The organism is Stenotrophomonas maltophilia group sp. Smal12, assembly GCF_037079935.1.
Lineage (GTDB): Bacteria > Pseudomonadota > Gammaproteobacteria > Xanthomonadales > Xanthomonadaceae > Stenotrophomonas > Stenotrophomonas sepilia.
The window spans coordinates 1-23,857 of the sequence record NZ_JBAWUK010000014.1; the positions used below are offsets into that span (position 1 = coordinate 1).

The 23,857-nt window shown below is 67.0% G+C and carries 20 protein-coding genes; 7 read left to right on the top strand and 13 right to left on the bottom strand.

What is annotated here, in order from left to right:
- Positions 1-296 precede the first annotated feature (296 nt).
- The gene (locus WDC87_RS08255; protein WP_111007601.1) at positions 297-863 is read right to left on the bottom strand and encodes an N-acetylmuramoyl-L-alanine amidase; all 567 of its coding nucleotides are present in this window, start codon (positions 861-863) and stop codon (positions 297-299) included.
- A 72-nt stretch (positions 864-935) separates the two neighbouring features.
- Here WDC87_RS08255 and WDC87_RS08260 point away from each other — a divergent pair, with 72 nt between their 5' ends.
- Both WDC87_RS08260 and rlmKL read left to right on the top strand, forming a co-directional pair.
- Positions 936-1,463 (top strand): alpha/beta hydrolase, encoded by a 528-nt coding sequence (locus WDC87_RS08260; RefSeq protein WP_024958728.1) that lies wholly within the window; start codon positions 936-938, stop codon positions 1,461-1,463.
- 145 nt (positions 1,464-1,608) lie between these two features.
- Positions 1,609-3,756 (top strand): bifunctional 23S rRNA (guanine(2069)-N(7))-methyltransferase RlmK/23S rRNA (guanine(2445)-N(2))-methyltransferase RlmL, encoded by a 2,148-nt coding sequence (rlmKL, locus tag WDC87_RS08265; protein ID WP_252745312.1) that lies wholly within the window; start codon positions 1,609-1,611, stop codon positions 3,754-3,756.
- 112 nt (positions 3,757-3,868) lie between these two features.
- Here rlmKL and WDC87_RS08270 read toward each other — a convergent pair whose 3' ends face one another.
- From WDC87_RS08270 to WDC87_RS08300, 7 genes are all read right to left on the bottom strand, one after another.
- Positions 3,869-4,342, bottom strand: a complete 474-nt coding sequence (locus tag WDC87_RS08270; protein ID WP_088497693.1) for a hypothetical protein — start codon at positions 4,340-4,342, stop codon at positions 3,869-3,871.
- Between the two features lie 29 nt (positions 4,343-4,371).
- Positions 4,372-4,701 (bottom strand): DUF3325 domain-containing protein, encoded by a 330-nt coding sequence (locus WDC87_RS08275; RefSeq protein ID WP_005415908.1) that lies wholly within the window; start codon positions 4,699-4,701, stop codon positions 4,372-4,374.
- The gene (locus tag WDC87_RS08280; protein ID WP_252745313.1) at positions 4,698-6,335 is read right to left on the bottom strand and encodes a PepSY-associated TM helix domain-containing protein; all 1,638 of its coding nucleotides are present in this window, start codon (positions 6,333-6,335) and stop codon (positions 4,698-4,700) included. Before WDC87_RS08280 ends, WDC87_RS08275 begins: the two co-directional genes overlap by 4 nt.
- On the bottom strand, positions 6,332-6,646 hold the full coding sequence (locus tag WDC87_RS08285; RefSeq protein ID WP_053498676.1) for a DUF3649 domain-containing protein: 315 nt from the start codon (positions 6,644-6,646) through the stop codon (positions 6,332-6,334). Before WDC87_RS08285 ends, WDC87_RS08280 begins: the two co-directional genes overlap by 4 nt.
- Positions 6,647-6,891: 245 nt before the next feature.
- Positions 6,892-8,178 (bottom strand): DUF445 family protein, encoded by a 1,287-nt coding sequence (locus WDC87_RS08290; RefSeq protein WP_252744355.1) that lies wholly within the window; start codon positions 8,176-8,178, stop codon positions 6,892-6,894.
- 124 nt (positions 8,179-8,302) lie between these two features.
- Positions 8,303-9,181 (bottom strand): plasmid replication/partition related protein, encoded by an 879-nt coding sequence (locus WDC87_RS08295; RefSeq protein WP_252744354.1) that lies wholly within the window; start codon positions 9,179-9,181, stop codon positions 8,303-8,305.
- A gap of 63 nt (positions 9,182-9,244) precedes the next feature.
- Positions 9,245-10,597: an aspartate aminotransferase family protein gene (locus tag WDC87_RS08300; protein ID WP_072166771.1), complete on the bottom strand. Its 1,353-nt coding sequence runs from the start codon at positions 10,595-10,597 to the stop codon at positions 9,245-9,247.
- Between the two features lie 104 nt (positions 10,598-10,701).
- Here WDC87_RS08300 and WDC87_RS08305 point away from each other — a divergent pair, with 104 nt between their 5' ends.
- Both WDC87_RS08305 and WDC87_RS08310 read left to right on the top strand, forming a co-directional pair.
- The gene (locus tag WDC87_RS08305) at positions 10,702-12,198 is read left to right on the top strand and encodes an aldehyde dehydrogenase (RefSeq protein ID WP_072166770.1); all 1,497 of its coding nucleotides are present in this window, start codon (positions 10,702-10,704) and stop codon (positions 12,196-12,198) included.
- A 243-nt stretch (positions 12,199-12,441) separates the two neighbouring features.
- The gene (locus WDC87_RS08310) at positions 12,442-13,743 is read left to right on the top strand and encodes an MFS transporter (protein WP_336331296.1); all 1,302 of its coding nucleotides are present in this window, start codon (positions 12,442-12,444) and stop codon (positions 13,741-13,743) included.
- On the opposite strand, the gene WDC87_RS08315 is transcribed toward WDC87_RS08310, so the two are convergent.
- From WDC87_RS08315 to WDC87_RS08325, 3 genes are all read right to left on the bottom strand, one after another.
- Positions 13,724-14,185, bottom strand: a complete 462-nt coding sequence (locus tag WDC87_RS08315; protein WP_188241124.1) for a bacteriohemerythrin — start codon at positions 14,183-14,185, stop codon at positions 13,724-13,726. The two genes, WDC87_RS08310 and WDC87_RS08315, sit on opposite strands and share 20 nt — an antisense overlap.
- 85 nt (positions 14,186-14,270) lie before the next feature.
- Complete coding sequence (locus WDC87_RS08320) at positions 14,271-15,614, bottom strand: diguanylate cyclase (RefSeq protein WP_049416322.1); 1,344 nt, start codon at positions 15,612-15,614, stop codon at positions 14,271-14,273.
- 95 nt (positions 15,615-15,709) lie between these two features.
- The gene (locus tag WDC87_RS08325; protein WP_252744694.1) at positions 15,710-17,272 is read right to left on the bottom strand and encodes an MASE1 domain-containing protein; all 1,563 of its coding nucleotides are present in this window, start codon (positions 17,270-17,272) and stop codon (positions 15,710-15,712) included.
- A 489-nt stretch (positions 17,273-17,761) separates the two neighbouring features.
- Here WDC87_RS08325 and WDC87_RS08330 point away from each other — a divergent pair, with 489 nt between their 5' ends.
- On the top strand, positions 17,762-18,220 hold the full coding sequence (locus WDC87_RS08330) for a hypothetical protein (RefSeq protein WP_229766026.1): 459 nt from the start codon (positions 17,762-17,764) through the stop codon (positions 18,218-18,220).
- Between the two features lie 160 nt (positions 18,221-18,380).
- Here WDC87_RS08330 and WDC87_RS08335 read toward each other — a convergent pair whose 3' ends face one another.
- Both WDC87_RS08335 and WDC87_RS08340 read right to left on the bottom strand, forming a co-directional pair.
- Positions 18,381-19,973: an MASE1 domain-containing protein gene (locus tag WDC87_RS08335; protein WP_072166938.1), complete on the bottom strand. Its 1,593-nt coding sequence runs from the start codon at positions 19,971-19,973 to the stop codon at positions 18,381-18,383.
- 222 nt (positions 19,974-20,195) lie between these two features.
- Positions 20,196-21,434, bottom strand: a complete 1,239-nt coding sequence (locus tag WDC87_RS08340; RefSeq protein ID WP_194433971.1) for an FAD-binding oxidoreductase — start codon at positions 21,432-21,434, stop codon at positions 20,196-20,198.
- A 200-nt stretch (positions 21,435-21,634) separates the two neighbouring features.
- Here WDC87_RS08340 and WDC87_RS08345 point away from each other — a divergent pair, with 200 nt between their 5' ends.
- Positions 21,635-22,396: a gamma-glutamyl-gamma-aminobutyrate hydrolase family protein gene (locus tag WDC87_RS08345; protein ID WP_252744695.1), complete on the top strand. Its 762-nt coding sequence runs from the start codon at positions 21,635-21,637 to the stop codon at positions 22,394-22,396.
- Positions 22,393-23,790, top strand: a complete 1,398-nt coding sequence (locus WDC87_RS08350) for a glutamine synthetase family protein (protein ID WP_049416306.1) — start codon at positions 22,393-22,395, stop codon at positions 23,788-23,790. Before WDC87_RS08345 ends, WDC87_RS08350 begins: the two co-directional genes overlap by 4 nt.
- Positions 23,791-23,857 lie beyond the last annotated feature (67 nt).

Here is a 23,857-nt window from a genome sequence, read left to right on the forward strand (position 1 = left end):
GGGCTGCAAAAAATCACCAAAAAACCACCAGCACCCCCAAACCGCACAAGATGGCGCCGGGGGCGGGGGCTAGAAGGCACTGCGAGCCCCGCGGGTGTTTCGGCTACAGGCCCGGGCGGCGGGGGCCGGGGGGCGGGGAGGGGGGCCCCGGGCGCCCGCGCCCCGCCGCCGCCCCCCCCCCCCGCGGGGGGCGCCCCCCCCCCCCCCCCCCCCCCCCCCCCCCCCCCGCCATCCCCCGGAATGCCAGCTCTTGACGTTGACGTTGCCTCTGCAGGTGCAGGGCGCAGCCCTGCTGCTTACTCCAACCCCTGCAGCGGCACCTTCGCCAGCACCCGTGCCCACGGGAACAAGGGCCCCGGATCGCGCTTGCGTGCCACCCTCAGCGTCGGATCATCGCTGGCCGGCACCTGCTCCAGATCCAGCTGGTCGTGCCCGGCAATCCGCCGCAGCGACGGATAGCGCGCCACCAGCGCCAGCAGCAGCCGCTCCAGCGCTTCCAGCTGTGGCTCGGTGTAGGCCTCGTCCATCGCCTGGTGGCGGCTGTCGAACCAGTCCGGATAGCGCCCGCGGTTGACCAGCTCGATGCCCAGCGTATGCGCGTTCATGCCGCGCACGTGATGGGCCACGCGTTCCGGCGCCACGTACTGCACCACGCTGCCATCGCGGTCGATGTAGAAGTGCCCGCTGTTGCCGGCGCCGCTGTCGTACAGCACGCGCTCGCCGTACTCGCGGGCCATCGCCAGATCGGGCAGCTCGGTGCAGTGGATCACTACCATTTCCAGCGAGGCGGGATCCCGCAGCGGCAGTCGGTCGTGATAGGGCAGGGGCTGCAGCTGCAGGCCGGGCAGGAGCGGGTTGGGCATCCGGCGATGCTAGCATTGCGGCATGAACCTGCCTTCCCTTTCCTCGCCGGCCCGCGCCCATGGAGCACGCGCATGAGCCGCGGCCACTGCATCCTCTCCCATGGCTTCGAGAGCGGCCCGGAGGCGACCAAGGTCACCGCGCTGGCCGAGGTGGCGCAACGCCTGGGCTGGACCCACGAGCGCCCCGACTACACCGACCTGGACGCGATGAGCGAGGTCAGCCGGGTGGGCGACGTGCCGACCCGCCTGCGCCGTCTGGTTGAACGCGCCGCCATCGCGGCCCGTCAGGGGCCGGTGGTGCTGGCCGGCTCCAGCCTGGGCGCCTACATCTCCGCCATCGCCTCGCTGCAGGTGCCGGTAGCCGGCCTGTTCCTGATGGTGCCACCGACCACCATGGGCCCGATGCCGGCGCTGGACGCCGCTGCGGTGCCGACCACGGTGGTGCAGGCCTGGCATGACGATGTGGTACCGGCTGCCGGCGTGATTGCCTGGGCGCAGGCGCGTTCGGCGCAGTTGCTGCTGGTTGACGACGGTCACCGCCTGGAGCGCCACGTGGAGGCCTCCGCGCAGGCCTTCGAGCGCCTGCTGCGGCAACTGTGAAGCCAGGGCGCACGGCGCGCCCGCCCGCATTGACTACAATGGCAGCCCCGCCGCCCCCGGCGCGGGCCTGCCGGCCGTGCCTACGGCCCTCCTTTCCGACCGGCCCGGCCCCTGTGCCGCGCCCGACCACCTGCGAACCGATCCCGTGAAATTCTTCGTCTCCTGCGCCAAGGGCCTGGAATACCTGCTTGCCGATGAACTGTCGGCCCTGGGCCTTGGCAAGGCCACCGCCACCATTGCCGGCGTCAACGCCGACGGCGAACTGGCGCAGGCGCTGCGGATCGTGATGTGGTCGCGCCTGGCCAGCCGGGTGCTGTGGCCGATCGACGAGTTCGACTGCCCGGACGAGCAGGCCCTGTATGACGGCGTGCGTGCACTGCCGTGGCACGAGCACATCTCGCCGGAGATGACCCTGGCGGTGGATGCGCACGTGTCCGGCGACAAGATCACCCATGCACGCTTTGCCGCGCAGCGGATCAAGGATGCGATCGTCGACCGCATGCGCGACGAAGGCCTGGAGCGGCCCTCGGTCAATACCGATCTGCCCGACGTGCGCGTCAACCTCTCGCTGCGCAAGGGCCGCGCCTCGCTGTCGATCGACCTCGGCGGTGGCCCGCTGCATCGCCGCGGCTGGCGCGGTGCCGCCCACGAGGCGCCGCTGAAGGAAAACCTGGCCGCCGCGCTGCTGCTGCGCGCGCAATGGCCGCGCCTGCATGCCGCCGGCGGTGGGCTGCTGGACCCGATGTGTGGCAGCGGCACGCTGCTGATCGAAGGCGCGCTGATGGCCGCCGACGTTGCCCCAGGCCTGATGCGGCATGGCAGCCTGCCGCCGAGCCGTTGGCTGGGCTTCGACAAGGCGGCCTGGAAGTCCATCCAGAGCGAAGCACGTGAGCGCGAAGCGGCCGGCCTGGCCGCGCTGAAGCCGGTCATCCACGGCAGCGACATCGACCCGGCTGCGATCCAGGCGGCCCGCGAGAATGCCGAGGTCGCCGGCGTCGCCCACGCGATCCGTTTCACCCGCGCCGATGTCGCCGACCTGGCCGCGCCGGAACAGGAGATCGGTGCCGTGGTCTGCAACCCGCCGTACGACGAGCGCCTGGCCGCCGATCCAGCGTTGTATCGTGCACTGGGCAATGCCTTGCAGAAGGCGGTGCCGCAGTGGCGCGCCAGCCTGCTGTGTGGCAATGACGAACTGGCCTTTGCCACCGGCCTGCGCGCCAGCAAGAAGTACCAGATGTTCAACGGTGCGCTGGAATGCGCGCTGATCGTCTGCGATCCGATCGCTGTGCCGGGCCGTGATCCGGCACAGCCCCGCGAGCTGAGCGAAGGCGCGCAGATGGTGGCCAACCGCCTGCGCAAGAACCTGAAGAAGTTCAAGAGCTGGCGTGCCCGCGAGGACATCACCTGCTTCCGCGCCTACGACGCCGACCTGCCGGAGTACGCGGCGGCCATCGACGTCTACGAGGAAGAGGCTGGCAGGCGGCGTACCTTCCTGCATGTGCAGGAATATGCGGCACCGGCGGCGATTCCCGAGAACGACGTGCGCCGCCGCCGCAATGAGCTGCTGGCCGCCGCGCGCGAAGTATTCGGCGTGCCGCCGGAGCAGGTGTCGATGAAATCGCGCGAGCGCGGCAAGGGCGGCAGCAAGTACGGCCGCTTCGAGCAGCGCGACGAGTTCATCGTGGTGCGAGAGAACAACGCGCTGCTGCAGGTGAACCTGTTCGACTACCTCGATACCGGCCTGTTCCTTGACCACCGCCCGCTGCGCCGGATGATGGCCGAGCAGGTGCGTGGCAAGCGTTTCCTGAACCTGTTCTGCTACACCGGCGTGGCCAGCGTGCAGGCCGCCGTGGCGGGTGCCGCCAGCACGACCAGCGTCGACCTGTCGGCTACCTACCTGCAATGGTGCTACGACAACCTGGCGTTGAACGGACAGGGGGGCAACCAGCACCTGCTGGTCCAGGCCGACGCGATGGCGTGGCTGGAAGGCGACCGTGGCCAGTACGACGTGATCTTCTGTGACCCGCCGACTTTCTCCAACTCCGCACGCGCCGATGACTTCGACGTGCAGCGCGAACAACTGAAGCTGCTGCGTGCGGCGGTGGCGCGGCTGGCACCGGGTGGCGTGCTGTACTTCTCCAACAACTTCCGCCGCTTCAAGCTGGAAGAGAACGCCATCGCCGAGTTCGCCCAGTGCCGCGAGATCACCGCACGCACGATTGGTCCGGATTTCGAGCGCAACGCGCGCATCCACCGCGCGTGGGAACTGAAGCGGTTGGGGTACGCCCGGTAGTGCCGGCCGCTGGCCGGCAACTGCGTCAGAACCGTGGAAGGTCCGCGGGATGCCGGCCAGCGGCCGGCATTACCGCGTCTGGTCCGTAGATCCACGCCATGCGTGGATCGGCCTAAAGCACCAACAATCGCCCCGGCGCATGGGCCAGGGGCCAATGGCCCTGTTCGTACAGCGCAAGCACAGGCTCCCAGTGTGCCGGCAGGCCGAGATGCATCTCCAGCAGGCGTTGCCGGAAGGCGAACATCGCCCCATCGCGCGCCACCAGCTGCAGGTCATGTGCACCACAGCGCAATGCCGGCAGATCCAGTGCCGAAAGCGCGCGCATCAACGTGCGGTTGAGTTCGCGTCGGGCGTCGGCGAGTTCGGCGGGATGGGGCAGGGCGCCGTGAAACGGATCCGAATCGCCCAGTGTGGTGGGCATCCATTCGAAACCATCGGTATCGATGGTCCGCAGTGCTTCGGCCAGCGACCGAACGGCGACGACGCCGGCCGTTATGGGCAGTGTTTCACCCAACCGGGAAAAAAAGCCGATTCCAGAAATCCGCTGCAGCATGCTATCCATACGGGCATTGTAGATCCACGCCATGCGTGGATGCCGCTGTCCCCGTCCTGCGGCTACAGCAATTCCAGCACCAACCCCAGCACCGGCAGCGCGATCGCCAGCGGCGCAATCCATGTTGGACGATACGGGTACAACCCGAACGACAGCGTCACGCCGGCCAGGGTCATTGCCCCCAGCCACAGCACCGGGCCCATCGCCCAGCCGTGGTCGGCCACGCACAGTGCGAACGCCGCCGCCAGCAGCGCCCAGCCCAGCACCCGCCACTGCATCCGCCGTGCGGGTGCGGCCGCGGCCTTGCCATGCAGGTCGTGCTGGTGCTTTTCCATCGACAGCGACAGCGCGGTGAACGCAGAGAACGACAGCGCCAGTGCCAGCAGCATCATGCGCTGGCCTCCGCTTCGGCCGCTTCCGCAGTGTTCACCGATGCCTTCGGTGCAGCCGCAGCGGCCGCACGTTTCTTCTTCTCGGCCGCACTCAGCGGTGGCGTCCAGCGCTGCATGCGCCAGCCGCACAGCGCCAGCATCGCGCCGAACGCGATCATCGAAAGATCGACGCCGGCCAGTACCCAGTCGCCGCTGCGCAGTGTGATGCCCAGATGCGCGTGCGTGGTCAGCGCATTGACCACCGGCACCAGTGCGAACGCGGCCGCACCCAGATAGAGCTGCCACGCCCACATCATCCGCTTCGGCCAGATGAAGGCGGCCAGCAGCGCGCCGCCCCAGGCGTAGAAGAACACGTTGGCCTCGGCACTGGAGCGCTCGGCGATCTGCAGCGGCAGCAGGCGGTTGCCCCAGAAGTACGCCGCGAAGGCGATCGGCAGGCCGGCCACGGTGCCGATGTTCAGCGCATCGACCAGGCGCAGGCCGAATCCGGTACGCCCGTTCTTGGCATGCCTGGGACGCTCCTTCACCGCCCACAACACCACGCCGCTGGCGACCATCAGGCAGCCGACCAGGCCGGACAGGAAGAACAGTGCGCGCAGGCCCCAGTCGGCGAAGCGCGCCAGGTGCAGGCCATACAGCACGCCACGGGTGGCGGTGGCGCCGCCGGACGGCGGCGTCTCTTCCAGCAGCGCACCGTTGACCATGTTGTAGCGCAGCGCTGGGGTGTCGGTGGACAAACGCCTGCCGTCGCGTTGGCGGATGTCGATCACCGCATTGGCAGCGCCCGGGTTGGACACGGTGAAGCCGGCCACTTCCACGCCGTGCCAGTGTGCACGCGCGCTGTCCAGCAGCTGTGCGATCGGCAGCGGCGTGGCGCGGCCTTGTGCCGGCGCGGTCACCTCTGGCATGCCGCCGAAGGCTTCGCTGAAGAACTTGTCCTCGTCCTGCGGGTAGGCAACTTTCACCCCCCACGGCAGGTACATGATCATCAGAGTGACGATGCCGGTGTAGGTGATCATCGCGTGGTACGGCAGGGCCATCACCGCGCTGACGTTGTGGAAATCCAGCCAGGACCGCAGGCCCTTGTCCTTGCGGAAGGTGAAGAAGTCCTTGAAGATTTTCTTGTGGGTGATGACGCCGGTGATGATCGCCACCTGCATGAACATCGCGCAGAACCCGACCAGGTAGCGCGCCCAGTACACCGGGATGTAGTGCAGGTCGAAGTGCAGGCGGTAGAAGAAGTCGCCGCCACGGGTCTCGCGCGCCTTCAATGCCTGGCCGGTGTTCGGGTCGAGCGTGGCGTCGCCGAAGCCACCGCGACGGCCACGACTGGGGTCAGCCAGTTCCGGTGGCAGCCGCCAGAACAGCTGCATGGCCGGGTTGCGCGGCTGCGGCAGGGTGACGAACCAGTTCTCGGCGTGGCTCGCATTGGCCTGCAGGTAGTCCACCGCGCGCTGCGCGGCCACGTCGATGCTGACGTTGCTGGACGGCAGCTCCGGGCGCATCCAGCGACTGATTTCCTCGCGGTAGTAGCTGGCCGTGCCGGCCATGAAGATCAGCAGCAGCAACCAGCCGACCAGCAGGCCCGTCCAGGTATGCAGCCAGGCCATCGACTGGCGGAATCCGTTCTTCATGCCCAGGCTCCCAACAGGCGTGCGACCGCCGCCATCAGCAGGGCGGGGGCGAGGATGCCGACCCAGGCCCGCAGCGCGCTGCGGGTGGCGAAGGCCCACAGCGCCGCGCAGGCAGCCACCACAATGGCCAGCAGCATGCCGGTCAGCACGGTCTGGCCGCGCGCGCCGGGCAACGCCACCGCGCAGAACACGCTGGTCATCGAGGCCAGCGCATAGCCGCCGAAAATCGCGGCCAAAGCGCGTGACAGCACGCCCCAGCGCGGGTTGGAGAACAAGGTGCGGGGGCTGGCGGGGGTGGGCGAGCGGTCCACGGCGTTCCTGCAGGTAGGAGAAGGGATGGAACGCGTCCGCGGCCCCCTTGCGCCCTGCGCATGTCGCCCAGCGTGTCCCATCGACGAAGCACTGCCCGCGCAGACGGGCAGCCCAGAAGTCGGGGCAGTACACGGGCGATGGGCACGTTTTTCGTACCCGTTTGGCTAAGCGTACAACCGATCAGTAAATGATATGTATTCGCATTTCATGAATCAAGCGTGCTGATCGTGGGCGTTGGCCGGGGCTAGAACCTGAACACCGCGGTTGCCGCATGCAGCAGCAGGCCGATCAACCCGCCCACCAGGGTGCCGTTGAAGCGGATGAACTGCAGGTCGCGACCCACGCTCAGTTCCAGTTGCTCGACCAGGTGCCGCTCGTCCCAGCCCTTCACGGTCTGCGCGATATGCGTGGTCACGCCCTCGCGCAGGCGCCCGGTCAGGCGCTGCGCACCTTCCAGCAGGTGCTGGTTGAGGGCCTCGCGCAGGGCCGGGTCGGCCTGCAGGCTGCTGCCCAGCGACGCCAGGCTGCGCTGCAGGTGGCCGACCAGTGCCGAGTCCTCGCGTTGCAGGTCGGCGCGCAGGCTGGCATGGATGCGCGCCCACAGCCCCTGCACGTAGTCCTGCAGGGCGGGGTGGTCGATCATGTCCTGCTTGAGCTGTTCGATGCGCTCGGCCAGCGCCGGGTCTTCGCGCAGGCGCTGCACGTAGTTCTGCAGCCAGGTCTCATAGTCCTGGCGCAGCGGATGCTGCGGCTCGGCCAGCACCTGTTGCAGTTCTTCCAGTACCGCCCGCGCCAGGCGCTCGGCCAGGCTGTCGCCGATCTCGTCGATCGGCTTGACCCAGTTCACCGTGCTCGACAGCGTCGGCCATTCGCGCTGGATGTAGCGCACGATCAGCTGCGAGGCGCGTTCCTTCACCTCCGGCTGCTCCAGCCAGCGCCCCAGCCGCTGCAGGCCCTCGTCCAGCACGCGCTGGTGGCGTCCATCGGCGGTCAGCAGGGCCAGCAGTTCACCGGCGGTGGCAGCGGCATTCCACTGCCGCAGCTGCTGCACCACGAAGGCGTGCAGTTGCCGGCGTACCGCGGTTTCGTCGAAGAAATCCAGTGCCTGCAGCGCCCAGCTGCGGGCCATGTCGGCCAGCATCCGCGAGCGTGCCGGGTCGGACAGCCAGCTGCCGAGACGGCTGGCCGGATCGAACACCTGCAGCTTGGCCAGCAGCACACCGGGTTCCAGGAACTGGTCGCGCACGAACAGCGCCAGGCTGTCGCCGATGCGCTCCTTGCTGCGCGGGATGATCGCGGTGTGCGGAATCGGCAGGCCCATTGGCCGCCGGAACAGCGCAACGACCGCGAACCAGTCGGCCAGCGCGCCGACCGCAGCGGCCTCGCAGAAGGCCGAAACCCAGGCCCAGATGCCGCGTTCGCCGTGCCAATGGCTGACCGCGAATCCGGCCAGCATCAACAGCAGCAGGCCCAGTGCGAGGGCTTTCAGGCGCCGCAGCTGGGCGCGGCGCGGATCGTGGGCAGGCGTCATTGCACGAGTCTAACCGCAGCCTGGTGATGCCTGCCTGTAGAGCCGAGCCCATGCTCGGCTGCCTTGCGCGCGGCAAACCGCAGCCGGGCATGGGCTCGGCTCTACATGAGAGATCCGCGCGTTTTTAAAGCGCTTCCAGTTGCTTGCGCAGCGCGGCCAGCTGCGCGCGCAGGGTGTCGTTCTCGCGGGTCAACGCGACCACGCGGCGGCGCAGGGCCGGGGCATCCTCGCCCAGCTGTTCCAGCGCCAACAGCACTTCGGCGTCGCGGCTGGCGATCTCGTCCTCGCTGGGCTCCTCGAAGTCCATCTCGGCCGCGTCCGGCTTCGGCGCGCGCGGCTTGCGCTTGGATTCGCGCACGCGCTTGGCCGCCTGCTTCAGCTCGTCCTTGCCACCGGCGGCGGCGGCGCGCTGCTCCTCTTCGGGCAGGTCGGCCACGGCTGCAGCGGCGCTGATCGAGATCACGCCGGCCTTCACTGCCTCCACCACTTCGGGTGCAGCCTGGGCGTGGATCCGCTCGATCATGCCGACCTGGCTGGTACTCAGCTTGGCTTCGCGGGCCAGCTCGGCGCGGCTGAGCTTCGGTGCCGGCTCCCACGGCGGGCTGTCTTCGCCCGCCTCATCGGCGATTTCGGCGGTACCGTCGCTCTCGCGCTGCAGCTGCGCCTGCTCGACCTGCTTGCGGGCGGCCAGGATGTCGCGCTTGCGCAGCGCCAGCACGCCGCGCTGGAAATCGGACACGCTGCGACGGCCCAGATGCTGTTCGATCATCCACAGGTGCACGTCTTCCATGCTCTGCAAGCGCGTGTTCTGCACGGTGTTGAAGGGCAGGCCATGCTTCTGGCAGATGCCGAAACGGTTGTGACCATCGACCAGCACATTACCCCACAGCACCAGCGCATCGCGGCAGCCTTCGGCCAGGATGCTGCGCTCCAGCGCGTCATGTTCGTCCGCGGTCAGCGGGTCGATGTAGGCCTTGAGTTCTTCTTTGACGACGATATCCATGGGCACGGCAGCGAGCAGGAGCGGAACCGTCCATTGTACCCGCTCGCCACCACCGGCCCGGGCTCAGGCGGTGGCCCCGATCATCTCGCCCAGCGTGCCGGTGATCTGGTCGATCTGTGCCTTGTCCACGATCAGCGGCGGCGACAGCGCGATGATGTCACCGGTACAGCGCACCAGCAGCCGGCCGTCGTGGAAGCAGCGCCGGAACACCTCGTAGCCGCGGCTGCCAGGTGCATCGCGGCGCGGCGCCAGCTCGACCGCGCCGACCAGGCCGAAGTTGCGGATGTCGATCACGTTGGGCAGGCCCTGCAGCGCGTGCAGCCGTTCCTGCCAGTACTCGCCCAGTTCGATGGCGCGCTCGAACAGGCGCTCCTCGGCGTAGACGTCCAGTGTTGCCAGCGCTGCGGCGCAGGCCAGCGGGTGTCCCGAGTAGGTATAGCCGTGGAACAGCTCGATGGCCTGTGGCGGGGCCTGCATCAGCGTGGCATGCACGGCGTCGCTGGCCAGCACGCCGCCCAGCGGAACCGCGCCGTTGCTGACCGCCTTGGCAAAGGTCAGCAGGTCCGGGGTGACCCCGAAGCGCTGTGCGGCGAAGGGCATGCCGACCCGGCCGAAACCGGTGATGACCTCATCGAACACCAGCAGGATGCCGTGGTGGTCGCACAATTCGCGCAGGCGCTGCAGGTATCCGGGCGCGGGCAGGATCACCCCGGCGGAGCCGGCGATGGGCTCGACGAAGACGGCGGCAATCGTCGAGGCGTCATGCAGCGCGATCAGCCGTTCCAGGTCGTCGGCCAGCTCCGCGCCCTGGCGCGGCAGGCCCCTGCTGAACGCGTTGCGCTGCAGGTCCAGGGTGTGGCGCAGATAGTCCACGCCCCCCAGCTGCAGGCCGAACGCCCTGCGGTTGTTGGGCAGACCGCCCAGTGCCATGCCACCGAAACCGACGCCGTGATACGCCTTCTCGCGGCTGATGAAGCGCGTGCGCTGGCCCTCGCCACGCTGGCGGTGGTAAGCCAGCACGATCTTCATCGCGGTATCCACCGCCTCCGAGCCGGAGCTGGTGAAGAACACATGGTTGAGCGGGGCCGGAGCCAGTGCGGCCAGCCGCTGTGCAAGCGCGAAGGCCGGCGGCGAGCCCATCTGGAAAGCGGGCGAGTAGTCGAGCGTGCGTGCCTGCCCGGCGATGGCCTCGACGATGCGCGGTCGCGCGTGGCCGGCGTTGCAGCACCACAGGCCGGCGGTGCCGTCAAGGATCTGTCGGCCATCGATGTCTTCGTAGTGCATGCCTTCGGCGCGGACCAGCATGCGTGGTGCCGCCTTGTACTGGCGGTTGGCGGTGAATGGCATCCAGTAAGCGTCCAGTGACTCGGGGCGCTGTGTGGTCAGGTCGTGCAGGTCGCTTCCGGGACGCTTCATGCCAGCTCCGTCGGGTCCGATGCGACGAATGTAGCGCAGCCACGTCACGGCGGAGTCGCGGTGACCCCAGTATAACCAAGGCTCGTTGAATGCTGGAGCTTCCCATGGCCGATTTTCCCGACCGCAGCCATTGGCAGGCGCTGGCCCTCCAGCTGTCGATGCCAGGCCAGGCCTTCATCGATGGCCGCTATGTCGATGCAGCCAGCGGCGCCCGTTTCGACTGCGTCAGCCCGATCGACGGTCGCGTACTGGGGGCGGTCGCCGACTGCGACGCGCAGGACGTGGAGCGCGCGGTACTGGCCGCGCGGCGCAGCTTCGAGGCGGGGCACTGGTCGCAGGCAAGCCCGTCCCATCGCAAGCGCGTGCTGCTAGCCTTGGCGGCGTTGGTGGAAAAGCACGCCGACGAGCTGGCCCTGCTGGAAACCCTGGACATGGGCAAGCCGGTGCGTGATGCGCGCCGCATCGACCTGCCAGGCGCGGTGCGCTGCCTGCGCTGGACCGCCGAGGCCGTGGACAAGCTGTACGGCGAGATCGCGCCGACCGGCCCGCACGAACTGGGACTGGTCACGCGCGAGGCCGCCGGGGTCGTGGCCGCGATCGTTCCGTGGAACTTTCCGCTGCTGATGGCCTGCTGGAAGATCGCGCCTGCATTGGCCATGGGCAACTCGGTGGTGCTCAAGCCGTCCGAGCGCTCGCCCTTGAGTGCGTTGCGGCTGGCGGCGCTGGCCGCCGAAGCGGGCCTGCCAGAGGGCGTGCTGAACGTGCTGCCGGGGTACGGTGCGCGCGTCGGTGAGCCGTTGGCCCTGCACATGGATGTGGACGTGCTCGCCTTCACCGGCTCCACCGCCACGGGCGCGAAGCTGCTGCAGTGTTCCGGGCGATCCAACCTCAAGCGGGTCTGGCTGGAGTGTGGCGGCAAGAGCCCGCATGTGGTGTTCGCCGACGCCCCTGATCTGGACGCCGCCGCGAAGGCGGTGGCACAGGGTATCTTCTTCAACCAGGGCGAGGTCTGTACCGCAGGTTCGCGGCTTCTGGTACAGCGTTCGATCCGCGAGGATTTCGTGCATCAGGTGGTTGCCTATGGCCAGCACATGCACCCCCGCCATCCATTGGACCCCGATGCGCCGATGGGCGCGCTGGTGGATGCCGCGCACCTGGACAAGGTGATGGACGATATCGCGCGCGCCGAAGGCGAGGGCGCCCGGTTGCTGCTGGGTGGGCGGCGCGCCGAAGTGGAAGCCGGCGGCAGCTACGTCCAGCCCACCGTGTTCGACCAGGTGCGTCCGGAGCAGGCACTGGCGCGCGAGGAAGTGTTCGGGCCGGTGCTGGCCGTGCTGGGGTTCGAAGACGAGGCCGAAGCGGTGCGCGTGGCCAATGACAGCCGCTACGGCCTGGCCGCCGGCCTGTGGACACGGGACCTGGGGCGGGCCCACCGCGTCGCGCGCCAGCTGCGCGCCGGCAGCATATGGGTGAACGGCTGGGATGGCGGCGACATGACCGCTCCGTTCGGTGGCTACAAGCAGTCCGGCAACGGGCGCGACAAATCGCTGCATGCGTTCGACAAGTACAGCGAGATCAAGGCCACCTGGATCCAGTTGTAACGACGCGACTGCTGGACGGCTGTTCGCTCTCTGTAGAGTCGAGGGATGCTCGACTGCCGTTCGTTCTTCTGTAGAGCCGAGCCATGCTCGGCTGCATCTCGCGAAGAGAAGAACCGTCGAGCATGGCTCGACGTTACAGAGGCGCCTGGCCCCTCGTTGGCATCGGTGTCGGCTGAAACCATCGTGCCGTACCGCCGCCTGCCCGTGGCAGAATCGGGCGATCTGCCATTTCCCACGTTGCCGATGTCGACGATCACCGCTGCCGCGCCGCCCGTGAATTCCCCCCGTCGTGTTCTGCTGGCCAGCCTGATCGGTACCACGATCGAGTTCTTCGACTTCTACATCTACGCCACGGCCGCGGTGCTGGTGTTCCCGCACCTGTTCTTCCCGGACAGCAGCGAACAGGCAGCCTTGCTGCAGTCGCTGGCAACCTTCGCGGTGGCCTTCATCGCACGCCCGGTTGGCTCGGCAGTGTTCGGCCATTTCGGCGATCGCATCGGCCGCAAGGCCACCCTGGTGGCTGCGCTGCTGACCATGGGGCTGTCCACGGTGCTGATCGGCCTGCTGCCGACGCACGCACAGATCGGGCTGTGGGCGCCGGCGCTGCTGGCGCTGTGCCGTTTCGGCCAGGGCCTGGGTCTGGGCGGGGAGTGGGGCGGGGCAGTGCTGCTGGCCACCGAGAACGCACCGCCGAGCAAGCGTGCCTGGTACGGCATGTTCCCGCAGCTGGGTGCACCGCTCGGCTTCCTGCTGTCGGCCGGCATCTTCCTGGTGCTTGGCCGTTGCCTGAGCCAGGCCGACTTCCTGCAATGGGGCTGGCGCATTCCTTTCGTGGCCAGCGCGCTGCTGGTCGGCCTCGGCCTGTGGGTGCGGTTGAACATCCACGAGACCCCCGACTTCAAGCAGGCGCTGGAGCGCAAGGCGCCGGTGCGGCTGCCGATGTGGACGGTGCTGCGTGACCACCCGGTGCCGATGCTGCTGGGTACCCTGGGCGCGTTCGCCACCTTCGTGCTGTTCTACCTGATGACCGTGTTCAGCCTCGGCCACGGCACGGCCGTGCTGGGTTACAGCCGCGAGCAGTTCCTGCTGATGCAGATGGCCGGCATGCTGTTCTTCGCGCTGGGCATCCCGCTGTCGGCGCGCTATGGCGACCGTTGGGGGACGCGCCGCACGATGATCGTGGCCAGCGTGCTGATCATCGGTTTTGGCGTGCTGTTCGCGCCGCTGTTCCAGCCGCACAGCCCGTGGATGGTCACCGCCTTCCTGTGCCTGGGCCTGTTCCTGATGGGCCTGACCTATGGCCCCTGCGGTACCTTCCTGGCCGAGATCTACCCGGTGGAGGTGCGCTACACCGGCGCATCGCTGTCATTCAACCTGGCCGGCATTCTGGGTGCGGCACCGGCGCCGTACCTGGCCACCTGGCTGGCCGAACGCTTCGGCCTGGTCGCGGTCGGCTACTACCTGTGCCTGACTGCGGCAGCGACGCTGTGCGCGCTGGTGGCACTGCACCGGCGCGCGCTGCGGTTCAGCCAAAGAAGCGCTTGAGCGTGCGTCCCAGCCAGCCACCGCCCTGGTGCTCGCGGGTGAACTGGTTAAGGTGCGCCTTGACCTGTTCGGCATAGGCCTGATCATCGCCGCGGATGTGGTTGAACAACCAGCGCGAGAGCATGGTGCGCAGTTCGTCGCTGATGTCCTCGCCGGCCTGGAAGCGCAACCGGTACTCGGCCACGCGCTTGATGAAGATCTCATGCACGCGCTTGTGCGCTGCACAGAACGGGTAGCCCGCCTCCTCCATCAGCTCTTCCTCGAACGCGAAGTGCGACAGGGTGTAGTCGACGACTTCGTCGATCACTTCACCCACCGCTGCACGCTGCAGGCTGGTCTGCGCCACGTGCAGGTGGTTGAGCATCTCGATGATGCGGCGGTGTTGTTGGTCGATCACATCGATGCCGATGTTCAGATCGTCCTGCCAGACCAGTAGTGCCATCCCCGGCTCCCCTTCATGCGTATGTCGGGGCCGACTGTAGAGCTGCCGTGCGGGAACGGCGTTGATCTGGATCAAAGCGAGCCGGTCAGGTCAGCGCAGGCTCGCGTGGACGCAGCGGGCTGGCCACCGTGGTGCAGCTGACCCGGTTGCGGCCACCGGCCTTGGCCAGGTACAGCTGGCGGTCGGCCTCGGAGATCAGCCGGTGCAGCGCATCGCGCTGCGGGCGCAGGCAGCACAGGCCGATGCTGACCGTCATGCGCAGGGTAGCGGTGCCGATGTCCACCTCCAGTGCGGCGATGCGCTGGCGCAGCTCCTCGAAGTACAGCAGCGCCTCGTCCTGTTCCATGTCTGGCACCAGCAGGCAGAACTCCTCGCCGCCGAAGCGCGCGATCAGGTCGTGGCTGCGTGCATGCGCGGTCACCGCGCCGGCCACCGCGCGCAGCGCGTCGTCGCCTGCTTCGTGGCCATGGGTGTCGTTGATGTGCTTGAAGTGGTCGATGTCGATCATCGCCACCGCCACGCATTGGCCGTGCAGCTGCAGCTGCGGCAGCTGGCGCTGGCTCTGCTCCAGGAAGAAGCGCCGGTTGGGCAGCCCGGTGAGGAAGTCGCGGGTGGCCAGGTCCTGCAGGGTGCCGATCAGTTCCAGCTGGTCCACGTTCTGCGAGACGCGGCAGAAGAACTCCTCGCGCGAGAACGGCTTGCGCAGGAAATCGTTGGCGCCGTTCTTCAGGAAGCGCGGGATCAATGAGGCGTCGGTATTGCCGGAGATGCCGATCACCGCCACCTTGTCGCGCGAGCGCAGGGTGCGCAGGCGACGGGTGAATTCCACGCCTTGCATGCCGGGCATTTCCTGGTCGACCACCGCCAGGCGGATCGCCGGATGTGCCTCGATAGCAGCCAGGCCCTCGTTGCCGTCGGCGGCTTCGTGCACCTCATGCCCATACATCCGCAGCAGGGCGGCGGCATAGCCACGCGCGGACGGCGAATCGTCCACCACCAGCGCGGCGATGCGCCGGTTGCGTTCCAGCCGCTGCACCAGCCACACCAGGTAGTCGATGCTGCCCGGGGTATTCTTCAGCACGTAGTCGATGATCTGCTGCTGTAGTACGCGCTTGCGCAGGTCCTCGTCGTAAACGCCGCTGACCACCACCGTCGGCAGGTCGCGCTTGAGGAAGAACTCGACCACTGCATCGCGGTCGCCGTCGGCCAGCACCAGTCCGGTCAGCACCAGGAACCAGCCTCCGCCTTCGCTGAGCAGCCGGTCGGCCTCGGCCAGGGTGGAGGCGATCACCACCGGCAGTTCCAGGCGCTGCTCGATGGCTTCGCGCAGCATGCCGGTGAACGCACGGGAGTTTTCGACCAGCAGGATCCGCTGCGGCAGCGGATCGGCCAGGTCGCCATCGACGGCGGCCTGCGGCAGCACGGGCATGATGCGGTGGCTCACGAGGGAGGGGCTCGGCACGGATAGCGGCGGTTTCGGGTGTAACTTTAGCGGGGCAGTATGCCCTGCGTGTCGTTCGGCGATCAGGCGGGCGATGTGAATGACGCCGCTGTGCCCGCAATGGATTCGTGCAGGACGAACCGGAGCCGGTTGCCACGGCAATGCACCGTACCGCCGTAGGCCATTATCCGGCCGGCCAGACGCTCCGTGGCCTGCTGAACGGTCCCACTCGACAGCGTGCAGCTGCGGTCAAGCAGGCCCACGACCACCACAATGCCGCGGCGGTCGCCAGCCTGGCCGCTGCGGGCGCGCACGCTGACCTGTCCCGACTCCAGCTCCAGCAGCAGCGACACCGCCTCGATCAGCGAGCGATAGATGGCGAGCTGCAGGTCAACAGTCAGCAGGCAGGGGTTGCCCCCCAGCCGGGGCGGTATCACGCGATGGGAGTTGTCCCAGTTCTCGCATGCGCCGCCAACGCGCAGCGCGATATACAGCCCAACCTGCTCCAGCCCCGTGGGGTAGACCAGACTGGCCTGTTCACGGAACAGCCGCGAGTGCACGGATGAGGCGTGCTGCAGGCTGTTGGCCACCGCATGATGCCCCTGCGCCTTCAGCCAGCTGACCATCTCGCCGAGCGAGCTGTCCATGCCTTCGCCGAGTTGCCTGAGATGGGAGGCGCGCTCGCGAAGTTCACGCTCACGGATCTGATGCGAACTACGTGCCAAGCGCAATGTGGTTTCCTCAGCCAGTCCACGGGACCGTGCACGCTCGTGGTGATAGCTGATGCTGGATCCCAGGGCGAGCAGTGCGACACTCATCACGGCCATGTTCTGCTGGGTGGCGAAGGTGCCCAGGTCGAACGAGGACGGTAGGCCGGTGCTGGGAGTGGCGAAATGGAGTGGAAGGTTCAACAGCGGAATCGCGATGGCAGCGCCACGCCACCCATGCATGAAGGTCAGGGCGATCGCTGGTAGGGAGGACAGCAGCACCAGGTGGGTGCGTGTGGTGTGGGCGCTGATGGCCGTAAGCTGCATGCACAGGGCCAGGACCAGCATCACCAGGATGGCCGTGACCGTAGGTGCAGCAAAGCGGCGCGTCCAATTGGGGGCCGCCTCTCGTCGCGACCAGAGGAATGCCAGTGGCACGAGGGTAATGATGGCGGCGAAGTGGCCAAAGATCGTGCGATCAACTGCGCTAAGCAGGTTGCTCGGCGGCGGGTTCGACCACAGGGCGAATGAAACGCCCATATTGAGAACCGGGACGAACAACGCCGTGCAGAAGGTCAGCGACAGCAGCCAGAGGCCGGCGGCGGACTCCGATGGCATTCTCATGCGGTGCAGGTGGACCACCAGCATCGCCATCGGCATCAGCAGCGTCGAGGCCAGGATGACCCAGGCCAGGCCGTAGCTGTCGATCATGGGGATGCGCAGGGTTGCGAAGTAGGTGTACTCGCCAAGCAGCAGGTAGGGCCACAGGCGGGTCGGGACGATCAGGAGTGCCGCTGCCCGGATGCCCGCTGGCAGGAAGAACTGATCCAGCGAGAACTGACGCGAGACAAGGCAGCTCAAAGCGTAGACGGCCGCGAGTGCGATTCCGACGGGTCGGATCCGGAAGCTCAGTTCAATTGCTTCTTTGAATCGGTCCAAGCCCCGCCTCTTGCCTCCCGGCCAATGATGACTGGCCACGTCCGTAGACATTATCGACAGTCGGAGAAGGGCGCAATCGAGGTGTCTGGCCTCCCTTTGCGCTGCAATTGCCGGCTTCCTGCGCTTCGTGGCCCTACACGGTCAGCAGTGCGTCGGCATAGCCACCAGCGGACGGTGAATCATCCACAATCAGCGCGTCCTCGGTTCGATCACGTTGCAGCCGTTGCACCCGCTACATTCGGCAGTTGATGCTGTCCACTGTGTTCACTATCGCGCAATCGACAATGTCCTGCTGTTACACGCGCCTGTCCAGGTCATTTGTCGCAGATGCAGCTGACCCGCACCGTGGGCGGGTTTCGCTACGGGTATTGGCGATTTCGGACGCTGCATCGGCGTGGCATGGGTTTGCATCGATCCAGTCGATTATGTCCCATGGGCTTTACGGAGTCCGCCCGGTATATGCTGATGCGATTGGGGGTAGCATCCTGCTTGATCCGTATTGCATCCAACCTGGAGGTTAGTGTGGGAAATTTCCGAATTCATGCATTTGCTGGTGCGTTGATGTTGGTGCCGGTATCCGTTCTTGCTTTTGCCCCGAGTGACGACCATGGAATCAAGATGGCCGGCCAAGGACTCGGCCAGTCGATTCCGCAGGCACAGGACCTGAGCGTGGATCCCGGCTGGTTGGTCTATGGGTTCGAGCGCGATGGTATGGATTATTTCCAGGTAAACGATCTCGCGGGCCACGTGCACATCGTGATCGGCAATGCTGCGGGCACGTTCTGGGTACTGCCGGCAGGTGACCCATCTGCGAAGGTGTCGTTGCCTGAGCAGCGCCTGCCTGTTCCCGCCAAAGCCACCAGGACGGTTGTCTATCGGTCCCCCGCATTCACGCTGGTCAGATATGCAAGCGGAGCTGATGTCTTGTGGGCGGTAGAGGCACCCTGATACCGCCTGTTGCCGGGATATCGGAGAGCTTCAGTGTCAGACTGCATGGGCACCCGGATGTTCGCCGGGTGCCCATGACGCCTTTGGCCAGCGGGATGAGCGGGACGTTCATGCGATACCGCTGCCTTGGTTCGATCCGATCGCTTGACTGTGAAATGCGCTACTGCAGCGCAGAGGGTGCAGGGCAGCTGTACCGTGATGGAGCACTGGGCTGTGTCTCAAGTTTTGTTTCACGGTCGAGGAACAGGATCCTGACCCGGTTGCGATAGCAGTCAACGGTCCCGTCATAGGGCAGGGTTCGCCCGGTCAGCCGCTCGAACGCTGCCATGGTTGTCTGCTGGGAAAGGCGCCGACGCGACTCCAGCAGCGACACGACCATGAGGATTCCGCGCCTGGAGCCCATTCCGCCGCATCTTGCACGAATGCGAATCTGTCCACCTTCATGCTTGAGAAGAATGGAGACTGCATCAATCAGTGTCCGGTAAGCGGCCAACTGCAGTTCCACGCTCAGGTTGCAGGGGTCGCCTTTCAGATCAGGGCGGAGAACGCGCTCCGTCAGCGTCCACGACTCACGGATGCCACCAGCCTGCAAAGCCACGTAAAGCCCAAGATGCTCCAGACCCGAGGGATAGACCATGCTTGTCTGTTCGCGAAGGAGCCGCGAATGTACATTCGAAGTATGCAGAAGGCTGCTGGCCACTGCGTGATGTCCCTGGGCCTTGAGCCAGTCGGCCAGCTCCACCAGTGAGGTATCAATGCCGTCGCCGAGCTTGCGAAGGTGCAGGGCACGCTCACGCAGCTCCATCTCGCTGGCCAATTGCGAGCTCCTCGCAAGATGGATGGCGTCCCTTTCCCCCATCTCGCGCAGCCTGTAACGATGGTAGAAGTGGGTGATGCGTGATCCGAGCAACAGCAATACGATGCCGCTGATCGCCATGATCTGCTGGGTGATGAAGGCCGCGGGATCGAATGCGGTGGGATGGGTGTTGGGCGTGGTCAGGCCGATGACCATGTTGAGCACCGGTACTGCAAGGGCGGCACCCTTCCAGCCATACAGGCAGGTAAGTGCGGCCGCGGGGAGTGCCAGCAGCAGCAGGAGCGTTGCCTTCAGCGCAACCCAGTCTGCGGGCAGTTGAGTTGCTGCTATCCCGATCAGGAGCATCGATGAAAGTGCCGCCAGCATCGGGGTCTTTCGTCCAGCGTTCCACTCCTGCCCCAGGTCCTGTCGCGCCCACAGCATGGCGATGGGGGCCACCGTCAGAATGCCGATGAAGTCGCCCACGCTGTAACGCGCCGCACTGGTCAGGAAGGGCGTGGAAGGGGGTGTTGGCCAGAGCAGATGGGAAAAGCTGAGGTTCAGCAGCGTAACTACGACGCTGGAAGCGGCGGCAATCAACAAAAGGCCGATCGTCTGCGACTCCGCCATCAGTCGCCGTTGCAGCTTCACAATCAACATCACTGCGGGCATGAGGAACGCGGAGGCAACAATGACCCATGTCAGGCCGTACTTCTCGATCATTGGCACGCGGGACTGTGCAAAGTACGCATATTCGCCCAGCAGCAGATACGGCCACAGGCGCGGCGGGCACAACAGTACGGCCGCCACCCGGATGCCGGCTGGCAAATAGAACTGATCCAGCGACAGCTGTCGGGTTGCCCAATAGGCAACTGCATAAAGCAAGGCAAGCATCAGGCCAGCCGGACGAATGCGCACCTTCAGCAACAATCCTTCTTTCCACCAGTCCAATCGCACGTCCCCCTCTCCTACGTGTCCCCTGTCAGCTTCCATTCGCCGCGAGGCCCGGTTTCTCAGGACGTTATCGGTCTGCGAACGATTATGCAATTGCACAGCGGCGCATTTAGGGAGTTGACCAACCATCCATCACAGATGTTGCGTGAAAATCTGTGACGTGTGCAGCACGATCAGCGCTGCGGTGCGCCTGTCAGAGCGTTCAATCCAGGAGATGCGGAATCTTCACCACAACGCATCCCGCAGCTTGTACCAGGACATCGCCGCCACCAGCAGCGGCGTGCGCAGCAGCCGGCCGCCGGGGAAAGGCGCATGCCGCAGGCGCTGGAACACGTCCAGGCGCTCGCTCTGGCCGGCAATCGCGGCGGCGATGACCTCGCCGGCCAGCCCGGCGGCGGCCACCCCATGGCCGGAGAACCCCTGCGCGAAGTACAGGTTGCCGTCCAGCCGGCCCCAATGCGGAGCGCGGTTGCGGGTGATGTCCACGTAACCGCCCCAGACCTGCTCCAGCGGCACGTCGGCCAGTTGTGGAAACACCTGGTGCATGCGCCGCTGCATCACCCTATGCAGGCCGGGTGGGGGCAACGCCGAGTAACTGGCGCGGCCGCCGAACAGCAGCCGGTGGTCGTGGCTGAGGCGGAAATAGTCCAGTGCCCACGCGGTGTCGGCCACGGCCATGTTGTTGCCGATCAGGGCGCGGGCGCGCTCGGCCCCCAGCGGCGCGCTGGCGCCGATATAGGTGCCGACCGGCATGATCCGCCGTTCCAGGTCGGGCAGCAGGCCCTGCAGCCAGGCATTGCCGGCCACCACCAGATGCGCAGCGCGCACGCTTCCCTGCGCGGTATGCAGGGTGGGCTGCGGTCCGCGCTGCACGCGGGTCACTGCGGAGTTCTCGTGGATCACCACGCCGGCCGCACGTGCCGCATCGGCCAGGCCACGCGCATAGGCCAGCGGGTGCAGGTGCGCGCTGTGCGGATCGAACATCGCGGCGCGGTAGCGCGGGCTGTCCAGCTGTGCGCGCAGCGCATCACGGTCCCACCACTGCATCGGGTAGTCGTAGTGGCGCTGAAGATGCTCGCAGTTGGCGCGCAGGTCGCGCTCATGGCGCTCGCGGATGGCGACGCTGGCGTGGCCCTCCACCCAATGGCAGTCGATACCATGGCGGTCGATGCGCCTGCGCATCGCCTGTACTGCGTCGCGCGACCAGTCGAACAGGTGGCGCGCATCGTTACGGCCGAGCTGACGCTCCAGTTCGTCCACCTCGCAGCCATAGCCGACCAGCACCTGGCCACCATTGCGGCCGGACGCGCCCCAGCCGATCCGCTGTGCGTCCAGCACCACCACGCGTTGGCCACGCACGGCCAGTTCCAGTGCGGCGGTCAGGCCGGTATAGCCGGCGCCCAGCACCGCAACGTCGGCCTGCACCTGCCCCTGCAACGCGGGCAGTGCGGGCGGTTCGGGCAGGCTGGAGGCATACCAGCTGGGCGGAAAGGCGGCGCTCACTGCAGGCCTCGTGGGTGCAGTGCGGGCGGGCGGAGCAGGGCAGGTCGATCAGCGTTCACCCCGGTAGTTTCGCCGATGCATGGCAGCTGTGGTGTGACGGCAGCGACTTGCCGCCGTTGCCAGGCGACGGGTAACGTGTCGGCACGCCAAGGAGTCTTCCCATGCGCCGCCTGCCCTGGGTGGGCCTGCCCACCGACAGCACCGTGCTCGGCCACCACCGTTTCGCGGTGGCCGGCGAGAAGTATGTGCGCGCGCTGGCCGAGGCGGCCGAGGTGACCCCGGTGGTGTTGCCGAGCCTGCAGCCACCGTTGCCGGCCAGCGACTGGCTGCTTGGGCTCGATGGCCTGCTGTTGACCGGCGCGGTCAGCAACATCGAACCGCAGCACTACGAAGGCGGCCGCAGCTGGCCAGGCAATCCGCATGACCCTGCCCGCGATGCCAATGCCTTCGCGCTGCTGCACGAGGCGCTGGCGCTGGACCTGCCAGTGCTGGCGATCTGCCGGGGCTTCCAGGAGCTGAACGTCGCACTGGGCGGCAGCCTGCATCCGCAGGTGCATGCGGTGCCCGGCCTGGCCGACCATCGCGACGACCCGCGGGCGCCGGTGGACGTGCAGTATGGGCCGGCCCATGCGGTGACCCTGGCCGCCGACGGCTGGCTGGCGCAGTGGCACGGCGGTGGCCGCGCGCAGATCAATTCGGTGCACGGACAGGGCATCGCCCGCCTCGCGCAGGGCCTGCAGGTCGAGGCCATGGCCGATGACGGACTGGTCGAGGCGGCGCGCAGCCTGCACCATGGATTTGTGCTCGGCGTACAGTGGCATCCGGAGTGGCGTGTCACGCAGACGCCGTTCTATCACGCTATTTTCCGTGCGTTCGGCCAAGCTTGCCGGCAGCACCAACAGAACCGACTGGATTCCCGATGAGTTCCCGAACGCGCCCGCGCAAGACGGCCACGCCCCCCGCACCGCAGGAAAGCAGCCTGCTGCGCTGGCTGAAGGAGCGGCGCATCACCGAGGTGGAATGCCTGGTGCCGGACATCACCGGCAACGCCCGCGGCAAGATCATTCCTGCCGACAAGTTCTCGCACGACTACGGCACGCGCCTGCCGGAAGGCATCTTCGCCACCACCGTCACCGGCGAGTTCCCTGACGACTACTACGAGCTGACCTCGCCGTCGGACTCGGACATGATGCTGCGCCCTGACCCGGATACGGTGCGCATGGTGCCGTGGGCAGCCGATGCCACCGCACAGGTCATCCACGATTGCTACACCAAGAGCGGCGAACCGCACGAGCTTGCGCCGCGCAACGTGCTGCGCCGCGTACTGGCGGCTTATGCGGAACTGGGCCTGCGCCCGGTGGTGGCGCCGGAGCTGGAGTTCTTCCTGGTGCAGAAGAACACCGACCCGGACTTCCCGCTGCTGCCACCGGCCGGTCGCTCGGGGCGCCCGGAGACCGCGCGGCAGTCGTACTCGATCGACGCGGTCAACGAGTTCGACCCGATCCTCGACCTGATGTACGACTACGCCGATGCGATGAAGCTGGACGTGGACACGCTGATCCACGAATCCGGCGCAGCACAGCTGGAGGTGAACTTCACCCATGCCGATGCGATGGACCTGGCCGACCAGGTGTTCCTGTTCAAGCGCACCATGCGCGAGGCGGCGATGCGCCACGGGGTGTACGCCACGTTCCTGGCCAAGCCCATGGAGAACGAGCCCGGTAGTGCCATGCACATCCACCAGAGCCTGGTGCGGGTGAGCGATGGCAGCAATGTGTTCGCTGGCGAGACCGATGCTGAGGGCGAGTTCAGCCCGGTGTTCGGCCACTACCTGGGCGGCCTGCAGAAGTACGCGCCGCAGGCGATGGCGTTCTTCGCGCCGAACGTGAATTCCTACCGGCGCCTGGTGTTCGGCGAAGTCTCGCCGAGCAACGTGCACTGGGGCTTCGACAACCGCACCTGCGGCCTGCGCGTGCCGCTGGATACGCCGGAAAACATGCGCGTGGAGAGCCGTTTCGCCGGCTCCGACGCCAACCCCTACCTGGCGATGGCCGCGACCCTGGCCTGCGGCCTGCTCGGCATCCGCGAGCGGCTGGCGCCGGACGCGCCGGTGACCGGCAGCGCGAAGGAACTGGGCTACAACCTGCCGCGCTCGCTGGGCGAGGCGCTGGACGGGCTGGAGCAGTGCAGCGAGCTCCAGGCCCTGCTGGGCGAGCGTTTCTGCCGCGCCTACATCTCGGTCAAGCGCAAGGAATACGAGACCTTTTTCCGCGTCATCAGCTCGTGGGAGCGCGAGTTCCTGCTGCTGAACGTCTGAGCATCTGGAATAGAAAAATCCGCCGCCGGGGGGTAGGCTGGCACCCGTCGCCGGCCCCGCCGGCCCC